14 protein-coding genes are annotated in these 16,781 nt (G+C 43.1%); 11 read left to right on the top strand and 3 right to left on the bottom strand.

From position 1 onward, the window contains the following. Nucleotides 1-312 (top strand): transposase (locus tag B5G00_RS16330; RefSeq protein ID WP_206423808.1); only part of this gene is annotated, 312 nt, incomplete at its 5' end. Between the two features lie 411 nt (nt 313-723). Here the strand turns inward: B5G00_RS16330 and B5G00_RS16335 are convergent. Continuing rightward, the gene (locus tag B5G00_RS16335; RefSeq protein WP_087274683.1) at nt 724-1,953 is read right to left on the bottom strand and encodes a helix-turn-helix domain-containing protein; all 1,230 of its coding nucleotides are present in this window, start codon (nt 1,951-1,953) and stop codon (nt 724-726) included. Nucleotides 1,954-2,200: 247 nt separating this feature from the next. Here B5G00_RS16335 and uidA point away from each other — a divergent pair, with 247 nt between their 5' ends. Continuing rightward, nucleotides 2,201-4,018 carry a beta-glucuronidase gene (uidA, locus tag B5G00_RS16340; protein WP_087274685.1) on the top strand — a complete coding sequence of 606 codons (1,818 nt, stop codon included), beginning with the start codon at nt 2,201-2,203 and terminating at the stop codon, nt 4,016-4,018. Between the two features lie 173 nt (nt 4,019-4,191). On the opposite strand, the gene B5G00_RS16345 is transcribed toward uidA, so the two are convergent. Beyond that, entirely contained in the window at nt 4,192-4,974 is a 783-nt protein-coding gene (locus B5G00_RS16345) for a helix-turn-helix domain-containing protein (protein WP_087274687.1), read from the bottom strand. Nucleotides 4,975-5,300: 326 nt separating this feature from the next. Here B5G00_RS16345 and rho point away from each other — a divergent pair, with 326 nt between their 5' ends. The 7 genes from rho (at nt 5,301) to B5G00_RS16380 (ending at nt 12,845) form a co-directional block, all read left to right on the top strand. Continuing rightward, entirely contained in the window at nt 5,301-6,707 is a 1,407-nt protein-coding gene (gene rho / locus B5G00_RS16350; RefSeq protein ID WP_087274689.1) for a transcription termination factor Rho, read from the top strand. Between the two features lie 137 nt (nt 6,708-6,844). After that, entirely contained in the window at nt 6,845-7,048 is a 204-nt protein-coding gene (rpmE, locus tag B5G00_RS16355) for a 50S ribosomal protein L31 (protein ID WP_087274691.1), read from the top strand. Between the two features lie 58 nt (nt 7,049-7,106). Then, entirely contained in the window at nt 7,107-8,084 is a 978-nt protein-coding gene (locus tag B5G00_RS16360) for a DUF1385 domain-containing protein (protein ID WP_087274693.1), read from the top strand. Between the two features lies 1 nt (nt 8,085). Continuing rightward, nucleotides 8,086-8,943: a peptide chain release factor N(5)-glutamine methyltransferase gene (gene prmC / locus B5G00_RS16365; protein ID WP_087274695.1), complete on the top strand. Its 858-nt coding sequence runs from the start codon at nt 8,086-8,088 to the stop codon at nt 8,941-8,943. Continuing rightward, complete coding sequence (gene prfA / locus B5G00_RS16370) at nt 8,936-10,006, top strand: peptide chain release factor 1 (protein WP_087274697.1); 1,071 nt, start codon at nt 8,936-8,938, stop codon at nt 10,004-10,006. The genes prmC and prfA overlap by 8 nt, the downstream gene beginning before the upstream one ends. An 18-nt stretch (nt 10,007-10,024) precedes the next feature. Beyond that, nucleotides 10,025-12,079, top strand: a complete 2,055-nt coding sequence (locus B5G00_RS16375) for a DNA topoisomerase (protein WP_087274699.1) — start codon at nt 10,025-10,027, stop codon at nt 12,077-12,079. Between the two features lie 91 nt (nt 12,080-12,170). Beyond that, entirely contained in the window at nt 12,171-12,845 is a 675-nt protein-coding gene (locus tag B5G00_RS16380) for an acyltransferase (RefSeq protein WP_087274701.1), read from the top strand. 9 nt (nt 12,846-12,854) lie between these two features. Here the strand turns inward: B5G00_RS16380 and B5G00_RS16385 are convergent, their stop codons facing one another. Next, nucleotides 12,855-13,613, bottom strand: a complete 759-nt coding sequence (locus B5G00_RS16385; protein ID WP_087274704.1) for a TraX family protein — start codon at nt 13,611-13,613, stop codon at nt 12,855-12,857. A gap of 181 nt (nt 13,614-13,794) precedes the next feature. Between B5G00_RS16385 and B5G00_RS16390 the strand changes: the two genes are divergently transcribed. Next, nucleotides 13,795-15,300: a 4Fe-4S dicluster domain-containing protein gene (locus B5G00_RS16390; RefSeq protein WP_087274706.1), complete on the top strand. Its 1,506-nt coding sequence runs from the start codon at nt 13,795-13,797 to the stop codon at nt 15,298-15,300. Nucleotides 15,301-15,484: 184 nt separating this feature from the next. Then, the gene (locus B5G00_RS16395) at nt 15,485-16,777 is read left to right on the top strand and encodes a glycosyltransferase family 4 protein (RefSeq protein ID WP_087274708.1); all 1,293 of its coding nucleotides are present in this window, start codon (nt 15,485-15,487) and stop codon (nt 16,775-16,777) included. The last annotated feature ends 4 nt before the right edge of the window (nt 16,778-16,781 follow it).

Here is a 16,781-nt window from a genome sequence, read left to right on the forward strand (position 1 = left end):
GATTACCGGAACAAAGGGCAGTGGAAAGAACTGACCCTTTCCGGTATCGAATTCATACGACGTTTTTTGATGCATGTCCCCCCAAAGCGTTTTGTACGAATTCGGCATTACGGACTTCTGTGTTCCCGCAGCAAAAGTAAAAAGCTTACTTTATGCCGGAATCTTCTCGGATGCAGAAAATATATTTCAAAACTGCACGATAAGGGTATGCCTGAAATACTGAAACATCTCTATGGCATAAACGTCTGCGTGTGTAAAATCTGCGGCGGAAAACTTGGAAAGCCTCAGCTTCGGATGCCACAAAGATGCTAAATGTTTCATTTACCAATAGTTTTTTGAAGCCTCAAGGCCTGAGGTTTTGTTGTCATGCCCATTTATCTGGAACTACTTGGTTTCCTATAGTTTTTGCACAGAAAATCCTGTATAATCATGGGTAAGAACAAAAGATTGAAAGTCCATAGGTAGTGGCTACCCGGACGCTCACTTTGTTCAATTAGGCCAAATCGAAAATGGTGTAAACGAAGAGGCAGTTCACTGGAATGCCAAAACTGCTTTTTCGTTTACCCCATCATCGATTCTAACCTAAAGAATTTGTAGGTAAACACTTTTTGACCACCGAGACCATGGAGAAACGCTATTATTTCTACAGCGCTTCTCCATTTTTATATGTCAAAAGCTGGATTACACTCAATACTATTCTACATACGGTTTGCACATCTCTGTTTATATATAAATACTATCCCGATATTCTTTAGGTGTTTTTCCAACAGCTGTTTTGAACAGTCTTGTAAAGTAATTTACATCTGAGATTCCACAGTATTGGGCAATGGCCTGGATTTGCAGCTGGGTGGAATTCAGAAGGAAGATGGCATATTCGATTCTTTTCCCATTTACATATTCGGTCAATGTTTTTCCTGTTTCCTTTTTAAAGAGAGTGGAGAGATAGCTGGCATTGACTCCCAGAGCCTTTGCCTGGACTTTCAGACTGAGATCTGCAGTCAGATCCAAGTCGATCTGTGTCAGGACTTTTCTGACTAACAGGGAGTAGTCTTTCATAGAATGGTTGGTTACCAGCAGACAGTATTTCCGAACCATTTCCCTGGATAAAGTGTTCATCCCAGATTCAGAGGTAAGCTGCTCTATTCTGTGGGCAAATTCAGAAGAGAGTTTATCGATATGTATGGGATGCACATCAGCACTTTCAGCGGCCTTTCGCAGAAGTGTGTTCAGGATGATCATATAGTTTTTTACATTTCTCAGCCGATCCGGTATCCGGTGCTCTATTCCCTGCATGTTAAAGCCGTTCACGAAAGCTTCTGCTTTATGAGTCTGTCCTTTTGCAACTGCCTGGATCAGGCTGTTTTCTTCATCATATCGTTCTTCCAGTATCTTCATGAGCTGTTGTGGTTCTTCGTATTCTTCATCATACTGGACATATCCCTCGGCGCTAAAGTCAACAGTGATCCTGCTGTCTTCGTCCTGAAGGCGGAAGTTATCAATACTTCCCCAGATTGTTTCTCCAAATACATTCAGCATAGAAAGAAGTACGCTTTCATCATAAATCCGGGGAAGCCCTATTAAAAATTGCTGCAGACGATGGTAATGTTCTTCAGGAAGAGAAATATACTCTGCGGTTTCCAAAACCATTTTCTGGGAAATTCCTGTAAGCACATAAGGACCGATGAGCATGAATTGCGGCTCATCTGTATCTGGAAGACGGAAGAAGAGATACCGGTACATACATATGGAATTAATCCGGTATATTACATTATCTTTATATTTATCCGCCCTTTCCCAGAAATCTTTCATATAGTCATCGCAGCAGGTGTAGAGCCGGTATATTCCGGCGGATGGCTCTGGAAGTGTTTTCATGTCCGGTGTAATGATTACATAGGCAAGATGAAAATTTTTCAGCAGCTTTTTGAAGAATTCTAACTCAGCTTGATAAGTCATTTCAGGTCATCTCCTTTCTCAAGGTACTCTTGTACACGGAGGGTATGAATGAACAAGGAACTTTTTTCTATTATCATATAATTTTTACAAAATTTCAAGAATGGATAAAAAATATGCGGAAATCTCTAAAAATTTTCCTCACTGTAGCAAGGAAAATGCTTTATACTTTTCATTAAAGAGAACAGCAGGAGCTGAGACAGCTAAAATAGAATGCTGTTTGTAAAATAGGATCAGGAGGTAATATAGAATGCTTAACTATTCAATGCTGTATCCCCGTGAAACAGTATCACGTCGGGTTGTTTCAATGGACGGTATGTGGAAATTCTGCCTGGATGAGAAATCTGCCGGAGAGAATGAAAAATGGCAGGAAGGCATTCCGGGAAAAGAAATGATCCCGGTACCAGCCAGCTTCCAGGATTTCTATACAGAGAAAGATATCAGAGAATATGCAGGAGATTTCTGGTATGAAAAGGATATGTTTGTTCCTGGAGAGTGGAGCGGTAAACAGGTCCTTCTCCGCTTTGGAGCTGCAACTCACAGAGCCGTTGTATTTGTTAACGGAACCAAGGTTGCTGAGCATGAAGGAGGATTTCTGCCATTCTGTGCAGATGTAACAGAGGTTGTCCGCTATAATGCTTACAATAAAGTAGTTGTAAAGGTTAACAACGAACTTACCGTTACAAATATCCCCTGCGGACAGACTGTTACACTTCCTACAGGAAAGAAAATGTGCAAGCCATATTTTGACTTTTTCAACTATTCAGGTCTGCAGAGATCTGTCTGGCTCACAGCACTGCCAAAGGAATCTGTATTTGACATTGAGACGGTTAATGAACTTTGCGGTTCAGATGCCAAGGTGTCTTACACAGTGAAAACAACAGGTGATCATCCTGTAACTGTTGAACTTCTTGATGAAGAAGGACAGAAAGTTGCCAGCTGTGAAGGAAAAGAAGGAGTTCTGGAAGTAAAGAATGCTCGTCTGTGGAAAGTAAGAGATGCTTATCTGTATCAGATGGTAGTCCGCATCATGGATGAAGATGAGATTCTGGATGAATATACCCAGGAAATCGGAATCCGTACAGTAGAAGTAAAAGGAACAAGCATTCTTCTGAATGGAGAGCCGGTATATTTAAGAGGATTCGGTAAACATGAGGACAGCGATATTGTAGGCCGGGGATTCAACATCGGTGTGATGAAGAGAGACTTTGAGCTGATGAAATGGATCGGAGCTAACTCCTTCCGTACTTCTCATTATCCATACAGCGAAGAAATCTATCAGATGGCGGACAGAGAAGGTTTCCTTATCATTGATGAGGTTCCGGCTGTAGGTCTGTTTGAAAGTCTTATGAACTTTATGGAGGCAAGTACCGGAAAGGCAACGGCTTTCTTTGAGAAAGAGACAACTCCGATTCTCCTTCAGGCCCATCTGCGTGCTGTAGAGGAGATGATCACAAGAGATAAGAATCATCCTTCTGTCATCGCATGGAGCCTTTTAAATGAGCCTGAGACAACAAGTGATGCGGCTGTTCCGTACTTTAAAGAAGTATTTGACAGAGCCCGGGAACTGGATCCTCAGAAGCGTCCCCGTACTTTTGCACTGGTAATGAATTCCACACCAGACAAATGCAAGTGCTATAACTTCAGCGATATCATTGCATTAAACCGCTACTTTGGATGGTATGTAAGCGGCGGATATGACATTTCCACTGCAGAAGTGCTGTTCCGTAAAGAAATGGATGCATGGAAAGCTCTGAATTTGAATAAACCCTTTATTTTCACAGAGTACGGTGCAGATACCCTTGGCTCAGAACATAAGCTGCCTTCTGTTATGTGGAGCCAGGAATACCAGGCTGAGTATCTGAAAATGAATAATGAAGTCTTTGATTCCTATGATTTTATCAAAGGCGAGCAGATCTGGAACTTTGCTGATTTCCAGACAACAGAAGGAATTATGCGTGTCAACGGCAATAAGAAAGGTGTGTTCACACGTCAGCGCCAGCCAAAGGATATTGCCTACAAATTAAAAGAGCGTTGGGAAAGCCTTCCACTGGGCTATAAGAACTAAAAAATCAGAAGATATATTTCTTATGGAGTGCTTTCATATTTTGAATATGGAATTATGATGAATGACGGAAATCCGGCAGGAGATTCTCCTTAAAAAGAGAAGTCCTGCCGGATTTTTTATAATAACAGACAGTTGGCAGACATAGTCTATTGTCTATGTCTGCCAACCGTCACTTACTCATACTTTTTCCCAACAACATAGAGGGGAATAAAAACACTTCCCAGAAAGATGAACAGGACAATAAACTGCCCTGTAAATACCATATCTGCAGAAGAAAAGGTTGAAGCAATGAAATAGAGAATAAAATAAACCAAGGGACACAGGATCATAAGGGCCAGCATTCCCAGGCGGGAAACACGGACTATGTAAGGCCAGTTCCGGTTATTAAAATGAAGTCCCGGCATATTTATCCGAAATATACCGTCACTGTAGAAATTTAATTTATTTTCATCGTAAAAAGAAGGAATTTTTTCTTTGGCAAATATCCAGAAATAGATGCCAAACAGAATACTTAAACCTTCCAGGCCAAAAACAGAGCTATAGCGGGAAAGAAAATCAGTGTCTTTTGTAAGAAGAACCAGTCCCAAGATTTCCAGAAGACCGGCCAGGATCCCCGCTCCGCAAAGGATACAATGCTTAACTTTCTGCCGGGTATTTTTCTTCTGGATTTCTTCAGAATAGGTCAAAGCCTTTTTTACCATGTCTTCTACTGGAACAGCAGTAATCTGGGTCCCCTCTATCCGGCGGGCCTCTAACAGTTCTGTTACCGTAACTTCCATAATATCTGCCAAAGGAACCAGGAGAGAGATGTCAGGAAGACTTTTTCCTGTTTCCCATTTACTTACAGCTTTATCCGAGATAGATAATTTCTCAGCCAGTTCTTTTTGTGTATACCCTTTTTCTTTTCTTAATCGTGCAATAAAACTGCCGAATTTTTCCCGGTCTAATTCGTACATATCAAGTAACCTCCTCTGTATCTATAAAAACAGTATATAACCAGAGAAAAATATGTGCAACCGAGAGAGGGTAGAGCCAGAAAATACCGGAAAAACCGGGTAAACCAGCGGTAGAATCTTACAAAAGGCCGTTTCCGGACCTATGCATCCAGCCAATATTTTATTTGCCAAATCGTTCAAATTATGGTAGAATATGCAAAAGTATGGATAAGACCCTACGATATTTATATTTCTCAAACAAAATGTCATGTCAGTTCTGACTATAAATTCCAGATGATATTAGTTGAAAGTACGATTATTTGTGAATATAAAGAAAGGATTTTAGAATGAGAGAAAAGTATGAATCCCTGTCATTAGGGGCATTGAAAGAGATTGCAAGAGCCAGAGGAATGAGAGGACTCTCTTCGCTGAAAAAAAGCGAATTAGTGGAACGTATGCTCCAGGAAGATGAGAAAGACAAGAAAATGGCGGAAAAGAAAGAGGAGCATAAAAAAGAAGAAAGCAAGAGAGAGGATTATAAGAAAGAAGAGTCCAGGAGAGAGGAACATAAAAAGGAAGAGAGCCAGGAAGGAAGAGCCGTACGTGCGCCTATGGAACAGTCTGAACTGGACAGCGGCCAGAGCGTAACTGGTATTTTGGAAGTGCTTCCAGACGGATATGGATTTATCCGCAGTGATAACTATCTTCCCGGTGACAATGATGTTTATGTATCCCCTTCTCAGATTCGGAGATTTAACCTGAAGACTGGAGATATTTTAAAGGGAAACACCAGAGTAAAAAGCCAGAATGAGAAATTTTCTGCTCTTTTGTATGTAACATATATTAACGGATTTAAGGCCAACGAAATGCAGAGAATGAACTTTGAGGATATGACCCCGATTTTCCCAAATGAAAGGCTTTATCTGGAGCGTCCAGGCGGAAGTATGGCTATGAGGATTACAGACCTGGTCAGTCCTATCGGAAAAGGACAGAGGGGAATGATCGTATCTCCCCCCAAGGCAGGAAAGACTACGCTTTTAAAGGATGCGGCAAAATCTATTCTCCGGAATAATCCGGAAATGCATCTGATCATCCTTCTTATTGACGAAAGACCGGAAGAGGTAACCGATATGAAGGAGACCATTAAGGGCAAGAATGTAGAGATTATCTACTCTACCTTTGACGAACTTCCGGAACACCATAAAAGAGTATCAGAGATGACCATTGAGAGAGCAAAACGTCTGGTAGAACATAAAAAAGATGTTACTATCTTTATTGACAGTATCACTCGACTGGCAAGAGCTTATAACCTTACAGTATCACCCAGCGGGCGTACACTTTCCGGCGGTCTGGACCCGGCAGCTCTCCATATGCCAAAACGATTCTTCGGCGCTGCCAGAAATATGAGAGAGGGCGGAAGCCTGACCATCCTGGCTACAGCTTTGGTAGACACAGGAAGTAAGATGGACGATGTGGTTTACGAGGAATTTAAGGGAACCGGTAATATGGAGCTGGTATTGGACAGAAAGCTTCAGGAGAAACGGGTATTCCCGGCCATTGATATTGCCAAATCCGGAACCAGACGGGAAGACCTGCTTCTGACTTCTGATGAACTGGAAGCAGCAGAGATTATGCGTAAAGCTTTGAATGGTATGAAGTCTGAGGAGGCTACAGAGAACATTCTGAACATGTTTGCAAGAACCAGGGATAATGGAGAATTTGTCCAGATGATCAAGAAACAGAGGATTATTTAAAGCGCCCGGATTACCCTGTAAGTTTTTTATGTTGGGACTTGCATTTGAGGGGAATATATGTTACAATTTATGAGCTGTTTGAAATTGGAAAACGCATAAACAATATAAATTATCAAACTATAGAAGAGGTGAAAAAAATGAAAGAAGGAATCCATCCAAACTATCAGGAATGTACAGTGACATGCAACTGTGGAAATACATTTAAGACAGGTTCTACAAAGTCTGAGCTGCGCGTAGAAGTTTGCTCCAAATGTCATCCTTTCTATACAGGACAGCAGAAAGCTGCACAGGCCCGTGGACGTATCGATAAGTTCAACAGAAAATACGGCATGAATAAATAAGATGTAGAAGAGGTTGAGGTTTTCGGACTTCAGCCTCTTATTGCGTTTGGAGGAAAGAATGAAATCATCGAATATCGGCGGACAGGCGGTAATGGAAGGCATCATGATGCGCCATGGAGATGTTTATTCTGTGGCAGTACGCAAGCCTGACAAAGAGATTGAAATTAAGGTGGAAGATTATAAGAGTATCATAAAAAATAAAAAGATTCTGAGTCTTCCCATTATAAGAGGAGTATTTAATTTTATAGATTCTCTGGTGGTAGGAACCAAATGCCTTATGTATTCTGCCACCTTTTTTGAAGAGGAAGAGGACTATCTGAAGAGAAAGAACCTTCAGGGAGAAGAGAAGGAAAAGGAAGATGCAAAAAAGGAAAAAGAAGACAAGGTGCTGATGACCCTGACAGTCTGTTTTTCTGTAGTCTTTTCTATAGCCCTGTTTATGGTTCTTCCCTATCTGATCGCCAGTCTTCTTCACCGGGTAGGGGCTACGGAAACCATTGTAACCATTGCTGAGGCAGTGGTAAGGATTCTGCTGTTTCTTTTCTATATGGTTCTCATATCTAAAATGGAGGATATACAGAGAGTCTTTATGTATCACGGAGCTGAACATAAGTGTATTAACTGCGTGGAACATGGGCTGCCCCTGACAGTGGAAAATGTGATGAAAAGCTCCAGATTCCACAAGAGATGCGGGACCAGTTTTCTCTTTTTTGTAATTATTGTGAGTATTATCTTTTTTATCGGCTTCTTTGCAGTGGTTCCTGTAAAGGCTATGTGGCTGAGAATTGTTATCCGCATTCTTCTGGTGCCGGCTATTGCCGGGATTTCCTATGAATTTATCCGGCTGGCGGGAAGCAGTGATAATTCTGCCGTGGCTTTTCTTTCAAAACCAGGTTTGGCCCTTCAGAAGCTGACTACTAAAGAACCTACGCCAGATATGACAGAAGTGGCTATTGCAGCAGTGGAGGCGGTCTTTGACTGGAAAGATTATCTGAGAAAAAATTTCCCTGAGACGGAAATCCCTGAGGAGCCCTGATATGGAAAGCTACAGAGAACTGCTGGATTTTGGTAAAAAATATCTGAACGAAAAGAAGATTGAAAACAGCCATCTGGATGCATGGCTCCTTATGGAGTATGTGTGCAAGATTTCCAGAAGCTGGTATTTTATCCATGAAGAAGAGCCGATAAAAGACCAGGAAAGTAAGGCTTACAGGGAATTGATCAGGAAGAGAGGAGAGCACATTCCTCTTCAGCAGCTTACCAATGAAGCCTATTTTTACGGAATGAAGTTCTATGTGGATGAGAATGTTCTGGCTCCCAGGCCAGATACAGAAACCCTGGTGGAAGAAGTGCTGAAGGAACTTCCCACAGACCGGGAACTGGAGATTCTGGATATGTGTACTGGAAGCGGGTGTATTCTCCTGAGTATCCTGGCAAATCGGGAGAAAGCCATAGGCACAGGAGTAGATTTGTCAGAAAAAGCATTAGCCGTGGCAAGAAGAAATGGCCAGGACTGTCAGGCAAAGGCTCAATGGATCTGCAGTGATCTTTTTGAAAAGATTAAGGGAAGGTATGACGCCATTGTCTCCAATCCCCCCTATATCCGGACTTCGGTGATACAGGGACTGATGGAAGAAGTCAGGCTTTATGAGCCTTATATGGCCCTGGACGGCCATGAGGACGGACTGTTTTTTTACAGAAAGATTTTGAATCAGGCAGGGGAGCATTTAAAGCCAGGAGGGCTTCTTGCATTTGAAATCGGATATGACCAGGGAGAGGAAGTAGCCTCTCTTATGGAAGAAAAAGGATATATACAGGTGCGGACAGTAAAGGACCTGGCCGGCCTGGACAGAGTAGTAACAGGAAGAAAAAATCAGGAGGAAAGATATGTTTGATAAGTTAGATGACATTTTAGTACGCCTTGAAGAAATATTAAATGAACTGAATGAGCCTACTGTGGCCAATGACACAGCAAGGTTTCAGAAACTGATGAAGGAACAGAGTGAGCTTCAGCCTATTGCGGCTGCATATAAAGAATACAAGGACTGTAAGCAGACCGTAGAGGACAGCCTTTCCATGCTGGAAGAGGAGTCTGATGAAGAGATGAGGGAAATGTTGAAAGAAGAGCTGTCTGAAGCTAAGAAGCGGATTGAGGAGCTGGAGCATGAGCTGAAGATCCTTCTCCTTCCCAAAGACCCTAATGATGAGAAAAACGTTATCGTGGAAATCCGTGCAGGAGCAGGGGGAGACGAGGCTGCCCTTTTTGCAGCGGAGATTTACAGGATGTATGTGAAATATGCTGAGTCCCAGAGGTGGAGAACCGAGATGCTTACTTTGAATGAAAACGGCATCGGCGGCTTTAAGGAAGTAACCTTTATGATCTATGGACAGGGAGCATATTCAAAGCTGAAATATGAAAGCGGCGTTCACCGGGTACAGCGTGTGCCTGAGACTGAAAGCGGCGGACGTATCCATACATCTACCATTACGGTGGCTATTATGCCTGAAGCAGAGGAAATTGATTTTCAGCTGGATTTGAATGACTGTAAGTTTGATGTTTTCCGTGCTTCCGGAAATGGAGGACAGTGCGTAAATACCACAGACTCTGCGGTACGTCTTACCCATATTCCTACAGGAATCGTTATTTCCTGCCAGGATGAGAAGTCTCAGCTTAAAAATAAGGATAAGGCCCTGAAAATCCTTCGATCCCGTCTCTATGACATGGAGCTGCAGAAACGCCATGACGAGGAGGCAGAGGCCAGAAGGAGTCAGGTGGGAACGGGAGACCGATCTGAGAAAATCCGGACTTATAACTTCCCTCAGGGCCGCGTGACAGATCACAGGATTAAACTTACTTTGCATAAACTGGATTCTGTCCTTGGCGGTGATCTTCAGGAAATTATAGATCATCTTATTGCCGCGGACCAAACGGCAAAACTTGCCAACATGAACGAATAGTCAAAAAGAGGAGCTTTTATGGGCAAATCATTATTTATAGCAGAGAAACCCAGTGTAGCCCAGGAATTCGCCAAGGCCCTAAAGGTGCGTACCCAGAGATATGACGGTTATCTGGAATCAGAAAATACAGTGATTACCTGGTGCGTGGGCCATCTGGTCACAATGAGTTACCCGGAAAAATATGATGAGAAGCTGAAAAGGTGGAGCCTGGAGACTCTGCCTTTTTTGCCAAAGGAATTTAAATATGAAGTCATACCGGCGGTGAAGAAACAGTTTGACATTGTCAGCGGCCTTCTCAATCGAAAGGATGTGGAGACTATCTATGTCTGCACAGACTCCGGGCGGGAGGGAGAATATATCTACCGCCTGGTAGCCATGATGGCCCATGTAAAGGATAAGGACCAGAAAAGGGTATGGATCGATTCTCAGACAGAAGAGGAAATCCTTCGGGGGATCCGGGAGGCAAAGGACATCCATGAGTATGACAACCTTTCTGCTTCTGCCTATCTGAGGGCAAAGGAAGATTACCTTATGGGCATTAATTTTTCCAGACTTCTTTCCCTGAAATATGGAAATGCAGTGTCCTCCTATCTGGGGACCAAATACCAGGCGATCTCTGTGGGAAGGGTTATGACCTGTGTCCTTGGAATGGTAGTCCGCAGAGAGCGGGAAATCCGGGAATTTGTGAAAACGCCTTTCTACCGGGTATTGGGAAAGTTTGACCTGGGAGGCCATACCTTTGAGGGGGAATGGAGGGCTGTAGAAGGAAGCCGGTATTTTCAGTCCCCATTGCTTTATAAGGAAAATGGGTTTAAAGAGGAAAAAGACGCCCGGAGCCTTTTGGAGATTTTGTCGGCAAATCCTCCTCTTACAGCAGTGGCAGAGAAGATTGAGAAGAAAAAGGAGAATAAAAATCCTCCCCTTCTGTTTAACCTGGCAGAGCTTCAGAATGAGTGCTCCCGTCTGTTTAAGCTGAGCCCAGACGAGACGCTGAGGATCGTTCAGGAGCTGTACGAGAAAAAGATGGTGACTTATCCCAGAACTGATGCCAGAGTGCTGTCAACGGCAGTGGCAAAGGAGATATCCAAAAATATCAGAGGACTTCTGAACTATGAACATGCAAGGGAATTTGCAGGAGAGATTTTGGAACAGGGCAGCTATAAGAATATAGCAAAAACCAGGTATGTAAATGATAAGCAGATTACAGACCATTATGCTATTATCCCTACAGGCCAGGGGTTGGGAGCTCTGAAAAGTCTGGCTCCTCAGGGAGCCAGAGTCTATGAAGTAATCGTAAGGAGATTCCTGAGTATTTTTTATCCTCCTGCGGTTTATCAGAAGATCAGCCTTATATCTGTGATTGAAAAGGAGCGGTTGTATTCTTCTTTTAAGGTGCTGGTTTCCGAGGGATATCTGAAGGTTATCGGATATTCTTTTGGAAAGAATAAGAAAGAAGAGACAGGACAGAAAGTCCAGGAGGAAGAGCAGACAGAAGATACTGCCTTTCTGGAACTGCTTAAGGGAGTGAAAAAGGGAAGCACTCTTCCGATAAAGGAATTTTACATAAAGGAGGGAGAGACCTCGCCTCCCAAAAGATACACTTCCGGTTCTATGATCCTGGCTATGGAAAATGCAGGACAGCTTATTGAAGACGAGGAGCTGAGAGCTCAGATTAAGGGCAGCGGCATTGGCACCAGTGCTACCAGAGCAGAGATTTTAAAAAAGCTTATCACCATTAAATATCTGGCCCTGAATAAGAAGACCCAGGTGATCACTCCTACCTTACTCGGAGAAATGATTTTTGATGTGGTAAATGCTTCCATTCGTTCTCTTTTGAACCCAGAGCTTACGGCCAGCTGGGAGAAGGGACTGACTTATGTGGCAGAGGGAAGCATTACCCCAGAAGAGTATATGGTGAAGCTGGAAGATTTTATCAGAAAGCGGACCCAGGGAGTTATGGACCTTCGGAACCAGCTTGCCCTGCGGCAGTATTTTGACAAAGCGGCAGGCTTCTATAAAAAAACAGCAGCAAGGTCAGGAAGCAAAAAGACGAAAACCGAAGGGGAAAAATAAGCTTAGAGAAAAGATATATATTTTAGTTGGAAAAATCCTGCCGGCATAGTAAAATAGTAGAGAAAAGTCCAAAAAGAAAGCAGGTTGAAAAATGGAACAGTTAAAAATCAGTGAGCTTTACAGCGATTTAAGTAAAACTCTGGCAAAAGAACTTTTAGAGGGAAAAACCTATCCCTGGGAAGTACTGCCTTGTATCAGCGAATTTATTGTAAAACTGGGGAATACCTTAAGCGAAGAAGAGTATGAGAAGAAGGGGGAGAATGTGTGGATTGCAAAATCTGCAAAAGTAGCTCCTACAGCTTACATTAACGGACCGGCTATCATCGGAAAAGATGCAGAAGTACGTCACTGTGCTTTTATCCGGGGAAATGCTCTGGTGGGAGAAGGGGCTGTTGTAGGAAATTCTACAGAGCTGAAAAATGTGATTCTTTTTGATAAGGTTCAGGTGCCCCATTACAATTATGTGGGAGACTCTATCTTAGGCTATAAATCCCATATGGGAGCAGGCTCTATTACTTCCAATGTGAAATCTGATAAAAAGCTGGTGGTTGTAAAAGGAAAAGAAGTCCGTATGGAGACTGGACTGAAGAAATTCGGCGCCATGCTGGGTGACGAAGTAGAGGTGGGCTGCGGTTCTGTACTGAATCCAGGGACTGTAGTAGGCAGCCATACGAATATCTATCCTCTTTCTTCTGTGAGAGGAGTAGTCCCCTCCCACAGTATTTACAAAAATCAGAATGAAGTGGTAGAAAAAATCAACGATTAAATCAAAGTTTCAGATTTGAAAAATCGCATATCGGATACAAAATAGTATCAGCAGATGGACAGGGTAAAAGAGATAGAAAAGATATTTCATCCCCTGTCCTTTTTTGTGATTGTACATATTCAGAGGGATGAAAGCCAGGCAGGCCAGAGGCTCCCAGAGAAGACAGAGACATCCTGCAACGGTCTTTTCCAGAGGATACTGATAGAAGACATAGAGGACGATAATCAGCACAATGCCTCTCCAGTCATAGTCTGCCTGAAAAATCCAGCCTGCGAAAATCCCTGCAGCTGCAGGAAGAATGGGCAGGAGAGGATGGATAAAACGGGCTTTTTCCATGCCCCATATCGTCAAAAGACCCAAAAGCAAAGTAAACATTACATTCTGGTAGGAAAACTCCAGAATACTGCTGTTAAAGGCCAGGTCAAAGGGAATTTCTGAGAACAGAGCAAAGAGGAAAAGCCGGAAGGCATATTTTTTTCTGTTGGAGGTGTGAAAAAATCCTTCTACCAGCAGAAAACAGAAAATCGGGAAAGCCAGTCGTCCAATGCCTCTCAGCACCTGGTCAATCTGAGAGCAGAAAAGACTGGCAGAATAGGAGAGGGCTGTAGGCAGCTGATTATTATAGGAATAGATTACTCCGTGCTCCAGGATTACTGCGCCTATATGGTCGATGAGCATGAAAATAAGAGCAAATAATTTTAATGTGCTTCCGGTAAAGACTGGGGGAAGCAGGCTTTTGCCCTGAAAAACAGATTTATAAGCAAACATAGAATTCCTTTCCGGAACATCCCGTAAAATTTTTGGAAGGTCCTGTAATATTTTTGTATAATTAAGAAAAATTATAACACATAGAGCTTTTGTATGAAATAAAATACCTGCAATTTCTTGCAAACTGGAAAAATTCTGGGTATCATATTGAGTGATAAAAAGAAAGGAAGGGTAATGACAGATGAGAGGATTAGATACAAATGTGAAAAGAATCCGCCGCAAGGTGTTCAAAGAGATTGCCAGGGTGGGATTTGAGTCTGAGCCGGAAACACTGGTAGCAGATATTGAGGCGATTCCTTATCATATCGTCCAGGAGAGAGCTACTTACAGAGAAAGTATCTATCGTGAGAGGGCAGTAGCCAGCGAACGTGTGCGTCTGGCAATGGGCATGTCCCTGAGACCAGAGAATACGGCAGTACATATTACAGCAGGGCTGGAAGCCAGCAATATTGACGAAAAGTATTATGAGCCGCCTCTCATGCAGGTGATTCCCTCCGCCTGTGACGCCTGCGAGCCGAAAATGTATGAGGTGTCCAATATGTGCCGGGGCTGTGTGGCCCATCCCTGTAAGGAGGTTTGTCCTAAGGGAGCCATCAGCATCGTTAAGGGAAAATCTATCATTGATCAGGAAAAATGTATTAAGTGCGGGAAATGTAAATCTGTTTGCCCTTATGACGCCATCGCAAAGAAAGAAAGGCCCTGTGCCAGGGCCTGCGGTGTCAATGCTATTGAAAGCGACGAGCTGGGAAGAGCAAAGATCAATAATGAAAAATGTGTTTCCTGCGGTATGTGTATGGTGAACTGTCCTTTTGGAGCAATTTCTGATAAATCTCAGATCTTTCAGCTGGCTCACGCCTTGAAAGAGGGAAAACAGATTATTGCAGAAGTGGCACCGGCTTTTGTAGGCCAGTTTGGAGCAGAGGTAACGCCCAGAAAGCTGAAAGCAGCTCTTTTGGAAATGGGCTTTGCAGAAGCCTATGAAGTGGCGCTGGGAGCGGATATTGGCGCTGCCTCAGAAGCTCATCACTATGCGGAAAAGGTAAGTACCGGAGAACTGCCTTTCCTCCTGACTTCCTGCTGTCCGTCCTGGATCATGATGGCCAAGCATTTCTTCCCGGATATGACGGGAAATATTTCTCAGGAGCTGACGCCTATGGTGGCTACTGCCAGAACCATTAAAAAGCAGTACCCGGATGCTAAGGTGGTCTTTATCGGCCCCTGCGCTTCTAAAAAGCTGGAGGCTTCCAGGACTGACGTACGGAGCGATGTGGATTTTGTAATTACTTTTGAAGAGCTGGCTGGTATGTTTGAAGCAAAGGGAATTGACCCTGCTAAATGTGAAGGAGATTCTTCCTTCCATAATGCTACAGCAGCAGGACGAGGTTATGCTGTGGCAGGAGGTGTGTCCAGCGCTATTGAGGCCTGTCTCCGTGAGTACTATCCGGAAGTAGAAGTACACATTGAACATGCAGAAGGCCTGGACGAGTGTAAAAAGATTCTTATGCAGGCAAAAGCAGGAAAAATTAAAGGCTGCATGATCGAAGGCATGGGCTGCCCCGGGGGCTGTATGGCAGGAGCAGGAACTATAGCGCCTTTGAACAAAGCCTCTGCAGAGCTGAAGAAATATAAAGCCAATTCTTCCAGACAGCTTCCACCAGCAGAACTGGCAGAAATTGAACTGGACTGATAAAATCTCAAAGAAAAATTAAGAAAGAGCCTTGGAAATGTAGGAATTCTTAACAGATTTCTTACAAGACCGAGGCTCTTTCTTTTAAAATCTTTAGAAAATCTTTAAGTTTGGTCACCTCTTTTCTTTAAGTCTATGCATTACCATAATACATAGATTAAGAAAAAGAAAAGGGGGAACCTTTATGAAGATATTATTAACAACAGATTGGTACAAGCCTGTGGTAAATGGTGTTGTGACTTCCGTAATAAATTTGAAAAAAGAATTGGAAAACCGAGGACATGAGGTAAGGGTTCTTACCTTATCCAGAAATTATAAATCTTACGTGGAGGAAGGCGTTTACTATATTAAATCTTTAAACCTGGAAAAAATATACCCAAATGCCAGAGCAGTCCTTCCTCATACAGAGCCTTTAATTCAGGAACTGATCTGGTGGAGGCCAGATATTGTTCATTCTCAGTGCGAATTTATGACCTTTTCCTATGCTGCAAAAATCAGCAGAAAATGCCAGTGTCCTCTGGTACATACTTATCACACAGTTTATGAGGACTATATCCACTATCTTCCAGGAGGATTATCTCAGTATAAAACCGGAGCGAAAATAGAGAAAAAAGCAGTGGCATGCTTTTCGAAAATGGTATTGGGCAAGACCAGCCAAGTCATTGTTCCAACCAGTAAGGTAGAGAATATCCTGAAAAAATACGGCGTGGAAGAACCTGTTGCCGTAATGCCTACAGGAATTGACCTTGGCAGGTTCAAAGAGCCGGTTTCTGAAGAAGAGAAAAATGCCATGAAGAAAAAACTGGGAATACCTCTGGAGAATAAAGTTTTGGTCAGCGTAGGACGACTGGCAAAAGAAAAAAATCTGGAAGAGCTGCTGGAATACTTCTCCAGACTCATTAGAGAAGGAGCAGGGAAAAATCTTACATTTCTTATTGCAGGGGATGGGCCGGACAGAGAAAATCTGGAAGAGAGAGCAAAGGACCTTCAGATTACAGACCAGGTCGTATTTACCGGAATGATTGCCCCAGATGAGGTTGCCAGATATTATAAGCTGGGAGATGTTTTCGTATGCGCCTCCAGCAGCGAAACCCAGGGTATTACTTACATAGAGGCTCTGGCCTGCGGCCTTCCTGCACTTTGCAGAAAAGATGAATGTCTCAGCCAGGTGATCACAGACGGATATAACGGTTTTCAGTATGAAGGCTATGAGTATTTTAAAATGCATTTGAACTATATTCTGGAACAGGAAGAACGGCGTCTGGAAATGGGACGGAGAGGACAGGAAATTTCCAGCCTATATTCTACATGGAATTTCTGTACAGCTGCAGAAGGGATCTACAGAAGAGTCATAGAAGAACAGGAAAAAGACAGACACCAGGAACTTTTATCAGAAGAAAGAACGCCAGGATTCAGAGGCAGATGGAAATCCCTTTCCGAAGTCTGGACAAGAGGCATTATGAAGAGAGGAGCCTGATTGA

This window comes from Blautia sp. An46, from assembly GCF_002161645.1.
Classification (GTDB): domain Bacteria; phylum Bacillota; class Clostridia; order Lachnospirales; family Lachnospiraceae; genus Blautia; species Blautia ornithocaccae.